This is a genomic window from Serratia plymuthica (assembly GCF_018336935.1).
GTDB classification, from domain to species: domain Bacteria; phylum Pseudomonadota; class Gammaproteobacteria; order Enterobacterales; family Enterobacteriaceae; genus Serratia; species Serratia plymuthica_B.
Map to the genome: position 1 here is coordinate 3,868,163 of NZ_CP068771.1, position 14,891 is coordinate 3,883,053.

The window sequence follows — 14,891 nt, forward strand, 5'->3', positions numbered from 1 at the left end:
TGGCAGTGAGAATACCGAATCACTTTTAGGGCGGACCCCATAATGACCGAAAAATACCCAGTAAGCCGCAGCACTTTTGATCAGGTTATCTTGCCTGTTTATGCACCTGCCCAGTTTGTCCCGGTGAAGGGCAAAGGCAGCCGCGTGTGGGACCAGCAGGGGAAAGAGTACATCGATTTCTCCGGTGGCATTGCGGTCACGGCGCTAGGGCACTGCCACCCTGCCTTGGTTGAGGCGCTGAAGCAGCAGGGCGAAACCTTGTGGCATACCAGCAACGTCTTCACCAATGAGCCGGCACTGCGCCTGGCAGGCAAACTGATTGATGCCACCTTTGCCGATCGGGTATTTTTCGCCAACTCAGGCGCGGAAGCCAATGAAGCGGCCTTCAAGCTGGCGCGTCATTACGCCATTAACCGCCACAGCCCCTATAAAACCAAAATCATCGCGTTTTATAACGCCTTTCACGGCCGTACGCTGTTCACCGTTTCGGTGGGCGGGCAGGCCAAGTATTCCGATGGTTTTGGCCCAAAACCGGCGGATATCGTGCACGTGCCGTTCAACGATCTGGCGGCGGTAAAAGCGGTGATGGACGATCATACCTGCGCGGTGGTGATGGAACCTATTCAGGGCGAAGGCGGGATAACCCCGGTGGACGCTGAATTCCTCAAAGGCGTGCGCGAACTGTGCGATAAGCACCAGGCACTGCTGGTGTTCGACGAAGTGCAAAGCGGCATGGGGCGCAGCGGCAAACTGTTCGCCTATATGCATTATGGCGTGACGCCGGATATTCTCACCACCGCCAAAGCGTTGGGCGGCGGTTTCCCGGTCAGCGCCATGCTGACCACGGAAGAGATTGCTTCGGTGATGCAGGTGGGCACCCATGGCACCACTTACGGCGGTAATCCGCTGGCCTGTGCGGTGGCGGAAGCGGCGCTGGACGTGATCAATACCCCGGAAGTGCTGAGCGGCATCGAACAGCGTCATCTTCTGTACGTGCAGGCATTGCGGAAAATCGGCGAGAAATACGGTATTTTCAGCGACATTCGCGGTATGGGCCTGCTGATTGGCGCCGAACTGACGCCAGCGTATCACGGCAAGGCGCGCGATTTCCTCACCGCCGCCGCCGCGCGTGGGCTGATGATCCTCAACGCCGGCCCTAATGTGATCCGCTTTGCGCCTTCGCTGGTTGTGGAGCTGAAAGACATCGACGATGGCATGGCGCTGTTTGAACTGGCGGTGCAGGACGTGATTAACGCTTAATCTTATCTCGGGATGACAAGGGGCGCCGCAGGGCGCCCTTATTGATCGCGCAGTTTGCGTTTCAGCCAGATGCCGTGATGCGGGCGCTGGCGCCAGGCCAGCGACGAAATGGTGTGCATGACGCTCAGGTGAGACAGGATGCGGCGCAGGTGGCGCTCCATCTCGGTGACCGGCATTTCCGGGTGCAAATCCGGTGGCTGCATGATGCTGTTGCTGCCGCTCGGCCCGTCGTATTCCAGCCGCTGCTGGCAGCTTTGCAGCGCGATCTCGCAGGTTTGCAGATACTCCTGCGCCAGCTTCGGCGTCAGCATATAGTGCTCGCGCGCCAGAATGGTCATGGCGTTCAGGTGTTCGACAATAAATTGACTGTGCGTCACCCACAGGCGCATATCTGCCAGATAGCTGGATTCAAACCCCGGCTCCTGCATCGCCTGGTTGAGCGAGGTGAACAGCGCGTTGTGCGCCTGGTTCACCTGCATGCGCGCGTAAGCCAGCGCGCTGGGATCGGGTTCCTGCTCTTCCAGCAGCAGGCGCAGCGCCTGTTGATCTTTCTCCAGCGCCTGATGGGCGTTCTTGCGCAGCAGGCCGCTTTGCCATTGTGGCCACAGCCAGATGGTGCCGCCGAACACCAACACGCAACCGATCAGGGTATCGATCAGACGAGGGATCAGGAAATGCGTGCCGTTCAACGCCAGCAGTTGCAGGGTATAGACCGCCGTCACCGTAAAGCCTATCACCGCCAGCCCGTAGTTTTTACGCGAAACCAGATAGGCTGCCAGCGTGATGACCAACATCACGCTCAGGGTCGCGCCCTCGGGCATTTGCAATTGCAGCAACCCGGCGGCGATCACCAGCCCGGCCAATGTGCCGAGCGCACGGTGCTGGATGCGTACCCGAGTCGCGTTATAGCCGTTCTGGCTTACCAGCATGATGGTCAGCAGGATCCAGTAAGGCTTTGGCAGGTTGAAAAACATGCCCAGGCTGCTGCCTGCCGCCAACATCACGCCTAACCGGGCCGCATTGCGCAGGGCGTTGGATTTGAGTGACAGGTAGCTGAACAGCGCCGGCCAGAACGGCAGGCGGTTTTGATTGGCCATCAGATCACGGCGATATAACGGATGCTGGGTGCGCAGCAGGCGAGCGATGCGGCTGAAGTGGTAGTAACAGAACTGGCCCACCGGGTTGTCGGGGTGTTGTGCTGCCACTTTTTCCAGGGCCGCCAGCTCGTGGGTCATACTGAAGCGCTGGGAGTATTGATGGTAGAGAATATCGTGCGCCACCGTGCGCAACCGGCCGGCAATCACCTGCGCATTGCGGCGGATAATCGCCTCGGCCTGGCTCTGCTCCACCAACTTTTGCACTTCTTCCGGCAGGTGCAGGCTGACGGTAATGTGTTCCTGTAAATCCAGCGCGACCTGAAAGGTTCGCTGCAGGCGTTTTTGCTCGAGATTATTGGCGTGCGGCAAAAAGTTGAGCTGCTGATACAGCAGGCTGATCAGGTCCATCACTTTTTGCTGGCGCACCAGCAGTGGCGGTAACGCGGTTTGCGGATCGGTATGTTGGGTTAACAGGGAATACTTGGCTTCGAAGTAGTCCGCCAGTTCCAGATAAAGCTGGCTCAGCGATTCGCGCATCGGCTGTTCTTTCCACAGCTTGAACCAGAACCAGGTGAACAGGCCGTACCAGGCCGTCCCCACCACATACAGCACGGGGGCGTACCACAGCGGTACCGTGCCGGCCATGCTGAGCGAAAAGATGGCGGCGATCAACGCGGCGGGGAGCAGGCGGGCATGCAACGGGCTGATTTCGCCGCTGACGCCGAGCAGCAGAGCCAGGCCGAGCATCAACGCCGGCAGCGGCAGTTGCCACAGCAACGCCTGCTGCAGCAACAGGCTGCTGAGTGCAAACAGTGAGCCGCCGACGATCAGGCGTTTGAAAAAACGTTTGTGGGGTGTGTCCAGCCCGGCGATGTTACAGCAGGCGGGAACCAGGGAAAACAGCAGGCCGAGTTGCAGGTGGCCGATCAGCAGACCAAAGAGCACTGGCAGACACAGCACCAGCGTTTGCCGCAGTGCGTAATTGACTTCCGGGTGGTAAATCAGTCGACGCCACATGATCGGCCGGGGCATAAAAAAACGGCGCGAATCATCGCGCCGTTTTTTCAGTGATTAACGCGTGCCGTAAACGACAATGGTTTTGCCGTGGGCGGAGATCAGGTTTTGATCTTCCAGCATTTTCAGAATGCGGCCGACGGTTTCACGTGAACAACCGACGATCTGGCCAATTTCCTGGCGGGTGATTTTGATCTGCATGCCGTCTGGGTGAGTCATGGCATCGGGCTGCTTCGCCAGGTTCAGCAACGTTTGCGCGATGCGGCCGGTAACGTCCAGGAAGGCGAGGTTACCCACTTTCTCCGAGGTTACTTGCAGGCGGCTTGCCATCTGCGCTGACAGGCGCATCAGGATATCCGGGTTGACCTGAATCAGCTGGCGGAATTTCTTGTAGGAAATCTCAGCCACTTCACAGGCGGTCTTCGCCCTGACCCAGGCGCTACGCTCCTGGCCTTCTTCAAATAATCCAAGCTCGCCGATGAAATCCCCCTGGTTAAGGTAGGACAGGATCATCTCTTTACCTTCTTCATCTTTAATCAGCACCGCGACGGAGCCTTTTACGATGTAGTAAAGCGTTTCGGCTTTTTCACCTTGGTGAATCAGCGTACTTTTGGATGGATATTTGTGGATATGGCAATGAGACAGGAACCATTCGAGTGTAGGGTCTGTTTGCGGTTTGCCGAGAACCATTCGCTGTTATCCTCTGTTGTTATCGCTGCCTTGTGTCACAGGGGTCAGAGTTCCCTGTAAAACGTGCTGTCGCCGTTGTTTTAAGGGTGGCTGGCAGCAGGTTTTGAGGCGTGTCATGAATATACGCTGTCGCTCTAGCATATTAACTTGCCGGGAGCGCTGCAAGCTACATTCTATTAACATACCGGTAAAGGAGCCTTTCTCTGGGAGTTTCCCTGAAATCAGTGTCCCGGAAAGATTTATTGCGGCTCTGTTTGTAGCACAGAGTGAGGCGGGTGTCTCGTGTTGTCTTGCTCGCGCATGATTAGCATCAGGTTCCGTTGCCAGTTTCTATGCGAAAGCGTACCCTGATTTTAAGAAATTAACCGGAGTGACCAGCATGCAGGCGAGAGTTAAGTGGGTAGAAGGGTTGACGTTTCTGGGTGAGTCCTCGTCCGGTCATCAGGTATTGATGGATGGCAACGCCGGCGATAAAGCACCCAGCCCAATGGAAATGGTGCTGATGTCGGTGGGCGGATGCAGCGCTATCGACGTGGTGTCGATCCTGAAAAAAGGGCGGAATGACGTGCGTGATTGCGAGGTGAAACTGACCTCCGAACGGCGTGAAGAAGCGCCGCGCGTATTTACCCATATCAACCTGCATTTTATCGTGACCGGCAAAGATCTGACCGACAAGATCGTGGAACGTGCGGTGAATCTCTCCGCCGAGAAATATTGTTCGGTATCGCTGATGCTGAACAAGGCCGCCAGCGTGACCCACAGCTTTGAAATCCGCGCCGTGGCGTAAAACGCGAGCAGAAAGGGGCGCGGCCTGCCGCCGCGCACCGGCCCATTACTCGATTTTTTTGCCTTCCAGCAGTTGCTGCACCAGCGGCGCCATGATCAGCTCCATCGCCAGCCCCATTTTGCCGCCCGGCACGACCAGCGTATTGATGTGCGAGATAAAAGATCCTTGCAGCATCGCCAGCAGGTAAGGGAAATCGATCTGATCCAGACCACGGAAATGAATCACCACAAAGCTTTCATCCAGTGAAGGGATGGCTTTGGCGGCGAACGGGTTGGAGGTATCGACCGTCGGCACGCGCTGGAAGTTGATGTGGGTGCGCGAAAACTGCGGCGTGATGTAGTTGATATAGTCCTCCATCGAACGCACGACCGAATCCATCACCGCCTCACGTGAATGGCCGCGCTCGCCGGTATCGCGGATCAGCTTTTGGATCCACTCCAGGTTAACGATCGGTACCACGCCGACCAGCAGATCGACATGTTTGGCCACGTCGGTATGGTCGGTAACCACGCCGCCATGCAACCCTTCATAGAACAGCACGTCGGTCGGCGCCGGCAGCGCCTCCCACGGCGTAAAGGTGCCGGGTACCTGGTTATAGGGCACCGCTTCGTCGTAGGTATGAAGATATTTGCGTGACCGTCCGGTACCGTTCTTGCCGTACTCGATAAAGCTCTGCTGCAGCAGGCCGAAGTCGTTGGCCTCCGGCCCGAAATAGCTGATATGACGACCCAGATCGCGCGCTTTGCGGATCGCCGCGTCCATTTCCGGCCGGGTATAGCGGTGGAAGCTGTCGCCTTCCAGCTCCGCCGCGCGGATGTTCAACTGCTGGAATATCTTGCGGAACGCCACGCTGGTGGTGGTGGTGCCGGCGCCGCTGGAGCCGGTCACTGCGATAACGGGATGTTTGGCGGACATGGTGGTTGTCACTCCGTGTTAAATGCGCCGGCGTCAGAGTAGGGTTATTGGTCTGTTTGACGCCCTTTCGCCAAGGGCAAAATTCCGCGCGCGGGTTTGCAATGGTTCATTGTTACCTGATTTTTTCCGTCAGTCATAGAACCGGCTGACACTAAATTTCTTCCTGCCCGGCGCGGAACTGCCCGCGTGGCATGATGTTGACGGTTTCATGCAGTTCTGACCACACCAGCAGCACTTCGCCGTTTTGCAACTGGCGGCGAACGTCTTCCACTTTCTGCTCCAGCGAACGTTCGTGTTCGCCGTAGTCGGTGCCCTCGCGCAGCACAAAGGATTCGATCAGGCTGTTCAGCGTCTCGGTTTCCAGTTCTTTCCAGGGGATAATCACGTTGCGGGTTCCAGATAAGGGGAAAGCCAGGATGGAATGCGGTATTCCAGCCACATGTGGGGTTTGCTTAAAGTGCCGCCGACAAAGCCGACGTGGCCGCCAAACTCGGTCAACTGGTATTCAATGTTGCGCGGCAGGCCGGCGATGTCGGGGATCACTGCGTCGGTCATGAAGGGATCGTCCTTGGCATGGATGATCAGCAGCGGCGTCTGAATTGCCGGTAACAGCGGCAGCGCGCTGCAACGGCGGTAGTAATCGGTGGCGTCGCTAAAGCCGTGGACGCGTGAGGTTATGGCATCGTCAAAATCGCGGATACGGCGCAGCGCCCGGAGTTGCGGCAGTTTGAGCGGCAGGGTATCGGGGTAGTGCAGCAGCTTGCGGGTGGCGTTTTGTTTCAACTGCCCGAGCAGATAGCGCTGATAAACGCGCGAAAACCCTTGATCCATGCGCAATGAGCAGGGCTCCAGCATCAGCGGAGCGGACACGATCACCGCCGCCTGCAACAGGCTCTCTGCCCCTTGCTGCGCCAGGTAGCAGGCCAGCATGTTGCCGCCGAGCGAGACGCCAACCGCCGCCGTCGGCACTTCGCCGTGGCTGGCGCGCAGCCACCGCAGAAAAAAGCGCGCATCCTCCGTCTCTCCGGAGTGATAGATGCGCTGTTTGCGATTCGGTACGCCGCTGCAACCGCGAAAATGCATAACCACCCCGAGCCAGCCTTTTTCACGCCAGGCGTTGAGCAGGCCATGGGCATAGGGGCTGTAGAAGTTGCCTTCCAGCCCATGGAACAGCACCACGCGCGGCTTGCCGGCGGCCTGCGCCGGATCTTCGCTCCAGGCGAGATCGACAAAATCGCCGTCGGGCAATTCCAGCCGCTGCCAGTGCGGTTTCAACCGCACGCGGCGGCGCACCAGCCGTGGCAGCAGCGTTTGCAAATGTGGGTTACTGGCCCCGGTTAAAGGGCGAAAGGATTCATGCATAACCTGAGTAAAAATCTTATTGGCGGCTATTGTCTGATCAATAGCGCACTGTTAGCTTCGATACCATGAGTTAACAATAATACTGCAAAAAACGCCCCGGGTGAGGAGCACCCGCTTCATGGAACCGAGTTTATTTCTTTCGATGTTAGGCTTCCTGTGGGTTGCCGCGATCACGCCTGGCCCCAACAATATGTTACTGACCACCTCCGGCGCCAACTTTGGCTTTATGCGCTCACTGCTGTTGATGATGGGCATTATGCTCGGCATGCAAAGCATTTTGCTGCTGGTGGCATTCGGCGTCGGTAGCCTGATTTTGGTTTACCCTGCGCTGCACCTGATTCTGAAAGTCCTCGGCAGCCTGTACCTGCTATGGCTGGCGTGGAAAGTCGCTACCGCCGCCTATGAAAAGCTGGAAACCGACGTGGCGCCGCCGCAGCCTATACGGTTGTATCAGGGCTGGCTGTTGCAGTTCCTCAACCCCAAGGCCTGGCTGATGGCATTGGGCGCGGTGGCGAGCTTCAGTCTGGCGGGCGATAAATATAACGCCTCTATTCTGGCGATTGCGCTGGGTATTTTCGTGGTGAATGTCGTCGCCGGGGTGATTTGGCTGGGGTTTGGCACGGTGATTGGCCGCTTGCTGCGCAGCAAAAAGGCCTGGATCATTTTTAACCTTTCCATGGGGCTGTTAACCGCAGCCTGTGTGTTACTTATCTGGCATTAAGGAATTGCGGATGACGGACAATTACTTCCACGTCGTGGCGTTTACCGGCGAAGGCTTACGTGGCAATCCGGCGGGCGTGTGCCTGCTGAAGCAACCCTTGTCGACTGCCGAGATGCAGGCCATTGCCAATGAGCTGTGCCTGCCGGAAACCAGTTTTGTCTGGGACGATGGCGACATGTCGGCGATTCGCTGGTTCACCCCGCAGCGTGAGGTGGATCTCTGTGGCCACGGCACGCTGGCGGCGGCGCATGTGATGTTCAGCGCGGTGAATCCGGCGTTGCAGGATATCCGCTTCCGCTCGGCCGGCGGTGAGCTGTACGTTAAGCGTGATGCCGTCGACGGCGAGCGGCTGATCCTGGATTTCCCTTCGCGATTGCCGCAAAAGGTGGCGGAGCCGGCCGGGCTGGCGGCACTGCTCGGCGTGGAATCGCAGGACGTGTGGCAGGCTACCGCGTTGTTGGTGCTGCTGGAGAACGAAGCTCAGGTGCGGGCGTTGCAGCCGGACATCCCGGCGTTAATTGCGCTGGCCGGCCGTGCGGTCATCGTCAGCGCCCCGGGTGAAAAGGTAGATTTTGTCTCGCGCTATTTTACCCTCGACGGCGGCGAAGACCCGGTAACCGGCTCCGCGCACTGCACGCTGGCGCCTTATTGGGCTGCACGCCTGGGGCGCCATAAGCTGCATGCCCGGCAGATTTCCGCCCGCGGCGGTGAGCTGTTTTGCGAATGGAAAGGCGATCGCACGCTGCTCGGCGGTTATGCCCAGACGTTTTTACGGGGTGAGTTAGCGCTCTGAATGCCATGGCATATTCCTCAAGGTAATAACGAGGTTTTTTTTATTCTTTTATCGCTCGTCACCGCTCGGATAAAACTGTCAGCAACTGAACAGACTTTTATCAACGGAGCGGATCATGGCGAGCAAACTCTTTTCATTACGCGGCGTAACGCTGCTGGTGTTATCGCTCGGCGCGGCCAGTGCGCAGGCGGTCGACGTTACCGTGGCCTATCAAACCTCGGCGGAACCGGCCAAGGTGGCGCAGGCGGAAAACAGCTTTGCCAAACAGTCCGGTGCCACCGTCGACTGGCGCAAATTCGACAGCGGCTCCAGCGTATTGCGCGCGCTGGCTTCCGGCGATGTACAAATCGGCAATATCGGCTCCAGCCCGTTGGCGGTGGCCGCCAGCCAGAAACTCCCTATCGAAGTGTTCCTGATCGCCTCGCAGCTCGGCAGTTCCGAAGCGCTGGTGGTGAAGAAGGACATTAAAGGCCCGCAGGATCTGATCGGCAAACGCATTGCGGTGCCGTTTATCTCCACCACCCACTACAGCCTGCTGGCCTCTCTCAAGCATTGGGGCATCAAGCCTGAACAGGTCAAAATCCTCAATCTGCAGCCGCCGGCCATCGCCGCCGCCTGGCAACGCGGCGATATCGACGGCGCCTACGTCTGGGCGCCGGTGGTCAACGAGCTGGCCAAACAAGGCAAGGTTCTGACCGATTCCGCACAGGTCGGGGAGTGGGGCACGCCGACGCTCGACGTCTGGGTGGTGCGCAAGGACTTCGCCGAAAAACACCCGGAGGTGGTGACCGCCTTTGCCGCCAGCGCGTTGAATGCCCAGAAAGCCTATCTGGCGCAACCGGATCAATGGCTGAAGGACAAAAGCAATCTCGGTACGCTGTCTCGCCTGAGTGGCGTGCCGGAGGAGCAGGTGCCGGTGCTGGTGAAGGGCAACACCTATCTGCCGGTGGCCGAGCAGATTACCCAGCTTGGTCAGCCGGTGGACAAGGCGATTCGTGATACCGCCGAGTTCCTCAAACAGCAAGGCAAAATTCCGCAGGTCGACAGCGATTACAGCGCCTATGTGACCGACCGCTTTGTGAAACAGGTGCAGGCTGCGCCGCAGTCGTAGGGGAGCCGCATGCTAAACGTTAACCATCTTTCAGCAGACTATCAGGGGCGCCCCGCGCTGCGCGATGTCTCGTTCCAGATTGCCGCCGGGCAACTGGTGGTGGTGCTTGGCCCGTCGGGCTGCGGCAAAACCACGCTGCTGAATTTGATCGCCGGGTTTATCGAGCCTTCAGCTGGCAGCATCACGTTGGATGGAGCGTCCGTTAACGGCCCGGGAGCCGAGCGGGGCGTGGTGTTCCAGCATGAGGGTTTACTTCCGTGGCGTAACGTGGTGGATAACGTCGAGTTTGGCCTGCAGTTGGCCGGTATCGGCAAGCAGGAGCGCCGAGAGGTGGCGCGGCAGATGTTGCAACGCGTGGGGTTGGCGGGTTACGAGCAGCACTTTATCTGGCAACTTTCCGGCGGTATGCGCCAGCGGGTCGGCATTGCCCGCGCGCTGGCCGCCGATCCGCGCTTGCTGCTGCTGGACGAGCCGTTCGGCGCGCTGGATGCTTTCACCCGCGAGCAGATGCAGGAACTGCTGCTGACCATTTGGCGTGATACCGGCAAGCAGGTATTGCTGATCACCCACGATATTGAAGAGGCGGTTTTCCTCGCCAGTGAACTGTTGCTGCTGTCGCCGGGGCCGGGGCAGGTGGTGGAGCGCCTTTCGCTGAACTTCGGCCAACGCTACGCCAACGGCGAGGCATGTCGGTCGATCAAATCCGATCCGGAATTTATCGCGCAGCGCGAATATGTGCTGGGCAAAGTGTTCCAACAGCGCGAGGCATTGCTATGAGCCTGCATTCCACCCTCAAAGAGGTTGCCCAACCGCAGGTTGCGCCGCCGCGTCGTTTCCGCCTACCGCGCAACCTCTTGCTGAGTGGCGTCACCTTGCTGGTGGTATTGGCTGTCTGGTGGGGCGTGACCGCACTGAACCTGATCAGCCCGTTATTTTTACCGGCGCCGCAGCAAGTCTTGCACCAATTGTTGGTCATCGCCAGCCCGCAGGGCTTTATGGACGCCACGCTGTGGCAACACCTGGCAGCCAGCCTGGGGCGCATTTTGGTGGCGCTGCTGGCGGCGGTGATCATCGGTGTCCCGGTGGGTATCGCCATGGGGCTGAGCGACACCGTGCGCGGCATTCTCGACCCGCTGATTGAGATTTACCGCCCGGTGCCGCCGCTGGCCTATCTGCCGCTGATGGTGATTTGGTTCGGCATCGGCGAAACCTCGAAAATTCTGCTTATTTACCTGGCGATCTTCGCCCCGGTTGCGCTGTCTGCCGTAGCCGGCGTGCGCAGCGTGGCACAGGTACGGGTGCGCGCCGCTCGCGCTTTAGGCGCCAACCGCTGGCAGGTGCTGCGTTTTGTGGTGCTACCGAGCGCACTGCCGGAGATTTTGACCGGCATCCGCATTGGGTTGGGCGTCGGTTGGTCGACGCTGGTGGCAGCCGAACTGATCGCCGCTACGCGTGGTCTGGGGTTTATGGTGCAATCCGCCGGTGAGTTTCTGGCCACCGACGTGGTGCTGGCCGGGATCGGCGTGATTGCGATTATTGCATTTGGGCTGGAGCTGGGGCTGCGCGCCTTGCAGCGCCGATTAACCCCGTGGCATGGAGTACAGCAATGAACGAACGTCTGAAGATTACCCCGCTGGGGCCTTACATCGGCGCGCTGGTGGAAAACGTCGCGCTGGCACGCCCCTTGGGCGACGGCCAGTTTGAACAGCTTTACCATGCGTTGCTCAAACACCAGGTGCTGTTCTTTCGCAATCAGCCGATCACACCGCTGCAGCAGCGTGATTTGGCCGGGCGCTTCGGCGATCTGCACATTCACCCGGTTTACCCGCACGCCACCGACGTGGAAGAGATCATCGTGCTGGATACCCATGACGATAACCCGCCGGACAACGATAACTGGCATACCGACGTCACCTTTATCGAAAACCCGCCGCTGGGGGCGATACTGGCGGCGAAGACGTTGCCGTCTTTCGGCGGCGATACTCTGTGGGCCAGCGGCATCGCGGCCTATGAAGCCTTGTCTGAACCCTTCCGGCAACTGCTGGCTGGGTTGAAGGCGGAACATGACTTCACCAAGTCATTCCCGGAGCATAAGCATTTGTCGAGTGACGAGGAGCATCAGCGCTGGCAGGTGGCGAAGCAGAAAAATCCGCCGTTGCTGCACCCGGTGGTGCGTACCCATTCGGTAAGCGGGCGGCAGGCGTTATTCGTCAATGAAGGATTCACTACGCGGATTGTCGATCTGGCACCGAAGGAGAGCGAAGCATTGCTGAAATTCCTGTTTGCCCACATCACCAAGCCGGAGTTCCAGGTGCGCTGGCGCTGGCAGGAGAACGACATCGCGATCTGGGATAACCGCGTGACGCAGCATTACGCCAACGCGGATTATCTGCCGCAGCGGCGCATCATGCACCGTGCGACCATTTTAGGGGATAAACCTTTTTACCGCGGTTAAGAATGCCCGTGCGGAGCTGCGGCTGTGTTGCCGCGTCGCTTCGCACCCGCACAGTCATTCTTCATTGCGGCGCCCGTCGTCGATTTCAGGATTCGAAGGCCTGAGTTAACTGTTCCAGCTGTTCCTGCGCATCCAGCCAGGTCATTTCCGTCTCTTCCAGAGCGGATTTGGCCTGGCTTTGTTTTTGCAGACACTCGGTCAGATCGGCCTTGCGGCTGATGTCGTACAGCGCAGAGTCCGCCAGCTTCTCTTCTACCGCCGCCAGCTCGGCGCCCAGTTTTTCCATCTGCTGCTCCAGCTTGGCGATTTGCTTGCGCAGCGGCTGAGTCTGGGTGCGGAATTCGGCTTCGCGTCGCTTCTGATCTTTACGCGCTTGTGCGCTGTTGCCGTTGTTTTCTTTCTCCGGCGCATCCTGCTGGTTTTCCTGCCGTTGCAGGTCGCTCAGCCATTGCTGGTAGTCGTCCAGATCGCCTTCGAAAACTTCGACCTGGCCATCGTGCACCAGATAGAGATCGTCGGTGGTGGAGCGCAGCAGGTGGCGGTCGTGCGAGACCACCACTAACGCACCTTCAAAGTCGATCAGCGCCTCGGTCAACGCCTGGCGCATGTCCAGATCCAGGTGGTTGGTCGGTTCGTCGAGCAGCAGCAGGTTAGGGCGCTGCCAGACGATCAGGGCCAGCACCAGCCGCGCCTTTTCGCCGCCGGAGAAACGCTCGGTGGCCTCGGTGACTTTGTCGCCCTGGAAGCCGAAACCGCCCAGGTAGTCGCGCAGTTGCTGTTCCAGCACCCGGGGAGCGATGCGGCTCAGGTGTTGCAGCGGCGATTCGTCGGCGCGCAGGAACTCCAACTGATGCTGGGCGAAGTAGCCCAGTTTGATGCCCTTCGCCAGGCCAATCTCACCGCTAAGCGGTTCCAGCGAGCCGGCCAGCATTTTGATCAAGGTCGATTTACCGGCGCCATTACGGCCCAGAAGGCCAATGCGCGAACCGGGCACCAGATTGAGCTTGATCGATTTCAGGATCACCTTGTCGCCGTAACCGGCGCTGACCTTCTCCATGCGCAGTAACGGGTTCGGCAAGCTTTCCGGCTGGCGGAAGCTGAAACTGAACGGGTTATCGACGTGAGCCGGGGCGATAAGCTCCATGCGCTCGAGCATTTTAATGCGGCTCTGCGCCTGTTTGGCTTTGGTGGCCTGCGCACGGAAGCGATCGATATAGCTTTGCAGGTGCGCCACTTTCTCCTGCTGGTGTTGATACAGCGACTGTTGCTGCGCCAGTTTGGTCGAGCGCTGACGCTCGAACGAGGAGTAGTTGCCGGTATATTCGTTGATGGTCTCTTGCTCGATATGCAGAATTTTATCGACGATCGGATCGAGGAAGTCACGGTCGTGGGAAATCAGCACCAGCGTGCCCGGATAGCCCTTCAGCCAACGTTCCAGCCAAATGACCGCGTCCAGATCCAGGTGGTTGGTCGGTTCGTCGAGCAGCAGCAGATCGGAACGGCAGACCAGCGCCTGCGCCAGGTTCAAACGCATGCGCCAGCCGCCCGAGAAAGCGCGCACCGGACTTTGCAGCTGTTCGTTGGAGAAGCCCAGGCCGTGCAGCAGGCTGGCGGCGCGGGAGCGGATGGTCCAGGCGTCGATGGCGTCCAGCTTGCCGTGCAGCGTGGCGATGGCGTGGCCGTCGTTTTTCTCGTTCGCCAACTGCAATTCTGCTTCAAGCTGGCGGAATTCGCGGTCGCCGTCGATGACATACTCAATGGCCGGCACGTCCAGCGCCGGCGTTTCCTGGTTGACCCAGGCCAGCGCCCAGTTGCTGGGGAAGGTATGACTGCCGCCGTCCGCGGCGATTTCGCCTTTCAGCAACGCCAGCAGCGTGGATTTGCCGCAGCCGTTTTTACCCACGAGGCCGACCTTCTGACCTGGATTAACCGTCGCCGTGGCGTTGTCCAACAGGACGCGGGTACCGCGTCGGATTTGTAGCGAGGAGAATACAATCATAAAGCGCCGTATGTTCAGAGTATGTTAAATTGAGAGGATTCTAAGTTAACGGGACACTGGCTGTCCTATTATTAGTCTTTGCGAAGCATGGTAACGGAAAACCGCTATCCTGACGACGCTTTGGAGGGGAATGATGTCGCAGCCGCCCAAGGTCTTGCTGCTGTATGCCCATCCGGAATCCCATGACTCGGTCGCGAATCGGGTTTTGCTTCGACCGGCGCAGCAGTTGGAAAATGTCACCGTGCACGATTTATACGCGCACTATCCTGACTTTTTTATTGATATTCACCACGAACAACAACTGCTGCGTGAACATCAGGTCATTGTTTTTCAACATCCACTCTATACCTACAGTTGCCCTGCATTGCTGAAAGAATGGCTGGATCGCGTGCTGTCGCGCGGGTTTGCCAGCGGCATGGGCGGCAATGCGCTGGCGGGCAAATACTGGCGTTCGGTGATCACCACCGGGGAACCGGAAGGTGCCTACCGTACCGGCGGTTATAACCGTTACCCGATGGAAGACATCCTGCGCCCGTTCGAACTGACCGCCGCGATGTGCCACATGCACTGGCTGACGCCGATGCTGGTGTATTGGGCGCGTCGGCAGAAGCCGGAGGTGCTGGAAAGCCACGCCACGGCCTATGGCGACTGGCTGCGTAACCCGCTGCCGCATGGAGGAAGATGATC

At 58.8% G+C, this 14,891-nt stretch carries 15 protein-coding genes; 9 read left to right on the forward strand and 6 right to left on the reverse strand.

Annotated features, from left to right (window positions below):
• Window positions 1-42: 42 nt before the first annotated feature.
• On the forward strand, window positions 43-1,260 hold the full coding sequence (gene argD / locus JK621_RS17970; RefSeq protein ID WP_212557072.1) for a bifunctional acetylornithine/succinyldiaminopimelate transaminase: 1,218 nt from the start codon (window positions 43-45) through the stop codon (window positions 1,258-1,260).
• Between the two features lie 38 nt (window positions 1,261-1,298).
• Here the strand turns inward: argD and JK621_RS17975 are convergent, their stop codons facing one another.
• Both JK621_RS17975 and crp read right to left on the reverse strand, forming a co-directional pair.
• Window positions 1,299-3,374: a YccS/YhfK family putative transporter gene (locus JK621_RS17975; RefSeq protein ID WP_212557073.1), complete on the reverse strand. Its 2,076-nt coding sequence runs from the start codon at window positions 3,372-3,374 to the stop codon at window positions 1,299-1,301.
• A gap of 54 nt (window positions 3,375-3,428) precedes the next feature.
• Window positions 3,429-4,061, reverse strand: a complete 633-nt coding sequence (crp, locus tag JK621_RS17980) for a cAMP-activated global transcriptional regulator CRP (RefSeq protein ID WP_004090925.1) — start codon at window positions 4,059-4,061, stop codon at window positions 3,429-3,431.
• 379 nt (window positions 4,062-4,440) lie between these two features.
• Here crp and JK621_RS17985 point away from each other — a divergent pair, with 379 nt between their 5' ends.
• Entirely contained in the window at window positions 4,441-4,848 is a 408-nt protein-coding gene (locus JK621_RS17985) for an OsmC family protein (protein ID WP_212557074.1), read from the forward strand.
• A 45-nt stretch (window positions 4,849-4,893) separates the two neighbouring features.
• Here the strand turns inward: JK621_RS17985 and JK621_RS17990 are convergent, their stop codons facing one another.
• From JK621_RS17990 to JK621_RS18000, 3 genes are all read right to left on the reverse strand, one after another.
• Window positions 4,894-5,763, reverse strand: a complete 870-nt coding sequence (locus JK621_RS17990) for a phosphoribulokinase (protein ID WP_212557075.1) — start codon at window positions 5,761-5,763, stop codon at window positions 4,894-4,896.
• Between the two features lie 151 nt (window positions 5,764-5,914).
• The gene (locus tag JK621_RS17995) at window positions 5,915-6,148 is read right to left on the reverse strand and encodes a YheU family protein (RefSeq protein WP_126528869.1); all 234 of its coding nucleotides are present in this window, start codon (window positions 6,146-6,148) and stop codon (window positions 5,915-5,917) included.
• Window positions 6,145-7,125, reverse strand: coding sequence for a hydrolase (locus JK621_RS18000; protein WP_212557076.1), 981 nt, complete (start codon window positions 7,123-7,125; stop codon window positions 6,145-6,147). Before JK621_RS18000 ends, JK621_RS17995 begins: the two co-directional genes overlap by 4 nt.
• A gap of 118 nt (window positions 7,126-7,243) precedes the next feature.
• Between JK621_RS18000 and JK621_RS18005 the strand changes: the two genes are divergently transcribed.
• From JK621_RS18005 to tauD, 6 genes are all read left to right on the forward strand, one after another.
• Window positions 7,244-7,846: a LysE family translocator gene (locus JK621_RS18005; RefSeq protein ID WP_126485719.1), complete on the forward strand. Its 603-nt coding sequence runs from the start codon at window positions 7,244-7,246 to the stop codon at window positions 7,844-7,846.
• 10 nt (window positions 7,847-7,856) lie between these two features.
• On the forward strand, window positions 7,857-8,639 hold the full coding sequence (locus tag JK621_RS18010; protein ID WP_212557077.1) for a PhzF family phenazine biosynthesis protein: 783 nt from the start codon (window positions 7,857-7,859) through the stop codon (window positions 8,637-8,639).
• A gap of 115 nt (window positions 8,640-8,754) precedes the next feature.
• Window positions 8,755-9,750, forward strand: a complete 996-nt coding sequence (tauA, locus tag JK621_RS18015; protein WP_212557078.1) for a taurine ABC transporter substrate-binding protein — start codon at window positions 8,755-8,757, stop codon at window positions 9,748-9,750.
• Window positions 9,751-9,759: 9 nt separating this feature from the next.
• On the forward strand, window positions 9,760-10,527 hold the full coding sequence (tauB, locus tag JK621_RS18020; protein ID WP_212557079.1) for a taurine ABC transporter ATP-binding subunit: 768 nt from the start codon (window positions 9,760-9,762) through the stop codon (window positions 10,525-10,527).
• A complete protein-coding gene (gene tauC, locus JK621_RS18025) occupies window positions 10,524-11,360 on the forward strand; it encodes a taurine ABC transporter permease TauC (protein ID WP_212557080.1) in 837 nt (278 codons plus the stop codon). Before tauB ends, tauC begins: the two co-directional genes overlap by 4 nt.
• The gene (tauD, locus tag JK621_RS18030) at window positions 11,357-12,205 is read left to right on the forward strand and encodes a taurine dioxygenase (protein ID WP_212557081.1); all 849 of its coding nucleotides are present in this window, start codon (window positions 11,357-11,359) and stop codon (window positions 12,203-12,205) included. The genes tauC and tauD overlap by 4 nt, the downstream gene beginning before the upstream one ends.
• Window positions 12,206-12,290: 85 nt before the next feature.
• Here the strand turns inward: tauD and JK621_RS18035 are convergent, their stop codons facing one another.
• A complete protein-coding gene (locus JK621_RS18035; protein ID WP_212557082.1) occupies window positions 12,291-14,204 on the reverse strand; it encodes an ABC transporter ATP-binding protein in 1,914 nt (637 codons plus the stop codon).
• Between the two features lie 133 nt (window positions 14,205-14,337).
• Between JK621_RS18035 and kefG the strand changes: the two genes are divergently transcribed.
• Window positions 14,338-14,889: a glutathione-regulated potassium-efflux system ancillary protein KefG gene (gene kefG, locus JK621_RS18040; RefSeq protein ID WP_212560232.1), complete on the forward strand. Its 552-nt coding sequence runs from the start codon at window positions 14,338-14,340 to the stop codon at window positions 14,887-14,889.
• The last annotated feature ends 2 nt before the right edge of the window (window positions 14,890-14,891 follow it).

What these genes read in the sequence shown, in the direction of transcription:
- argD (WP_212557072.1), top strand. Translation starts at nt 43, where the DNA reads ATGACCGAAAAATACCCAGTAAGCCGCAGCACTTTTGATCAGGTTATC.
- JK621_RS17975 (WP_212557073.1), bottom strand. Translation starts at nt 3,374, where the DNA reads ATGTGGCGTCGACTGATTTACCACCCGGAAGTCAATTACGCACTGCGG.
- crp (WP_004090925.1), bottom strand. Translation starts at nt 4,061, where the DNA reads ATGGTTCTCGGCAAACCGCAAACAGACCCTACACTCGAATGGTTCCTG.
- JK621_RS17985 (WP_212557074.1), top strand. Translation starts at nt 4,441, where the DNA reads ATGCAGGCGAGAGTTAAGTGGGTAGAAGGGTTGACGTTTCTGGGTGAG.
- JK621_RS17990 (WP_212557075.1), bottom strand. Translation starts at nt 5,763, where the DNA reads ATGTCCGCCAAACATCCCGTTATCGCAGTGACCGGCTCCAGCGGCGCC.
- JK621_RS18000 (WP_212557076.1), bottom strand. Translation starts at nt 7,125, where the DNA reads ATGCATGAATCCTTTCGCCCTTTAACCGGGGCCAGTAACCCACATTTG.
- JK621_RS18005 (WP_126485719.1), top strand. Translation starts at nt 7,244, where the DNA reads ATGGAACCGAGTTTATTTCTTTCGATGTTAGGCTTCCTGTGGGTTGCC.
- JK621_RS18010 (WP_212557077.1), top strand. Translation starts at nt 7,857, where the DNA reads ATGACGGACAATTACTTCCACGTCGTGGCGTTTACCGGCGAAGGCTTA.
- tauA (WP_212557078.1), top strand. Translation starts at nt 8,755, where the DNA reads ATGGCGAGCAAACTCTTTTCATTACGCGGCGTAACGCTGCTGGTGTTA.
- tauB (WP_212557079.1), top strand. Translation starts at nt 9,760, where the DNA reads ATGCTAAACGTTAACCATCTTTCAGCAGACTATCAGGGGCGCCCCGCG.
- tauC (WP_212557080.1), top strand. Translation starts at nt 10,524, where the DNA reads ATGAGCCTGCATTCCACCCTCAAAGAGGTTGCCCAACCGCAGGTTGCG.
- tauD (WP_212557081.1), top strand. Translation starts at nt 11,357, where the DNA reads ATGAACGAACGTCTGAAGATTACCCCGCTGGGGCCTTACATCGGCGCG.
- JK621_RS18035 (WP_212557082.1), bottom strand. Translation starts at nt 14,204, where the DNA reads ATGATTGTATTCTCCTCGCTACAAATCCGACGCGGTACCCGCGTCCTG.
- kefG (WP_212560232.1), top strand. Translation starts at nt 14,338, where the DNA reads ATGTCGCAGCCGCCCAAGGTCTTGCTGCTGTATGCCCATCCGGAATCC.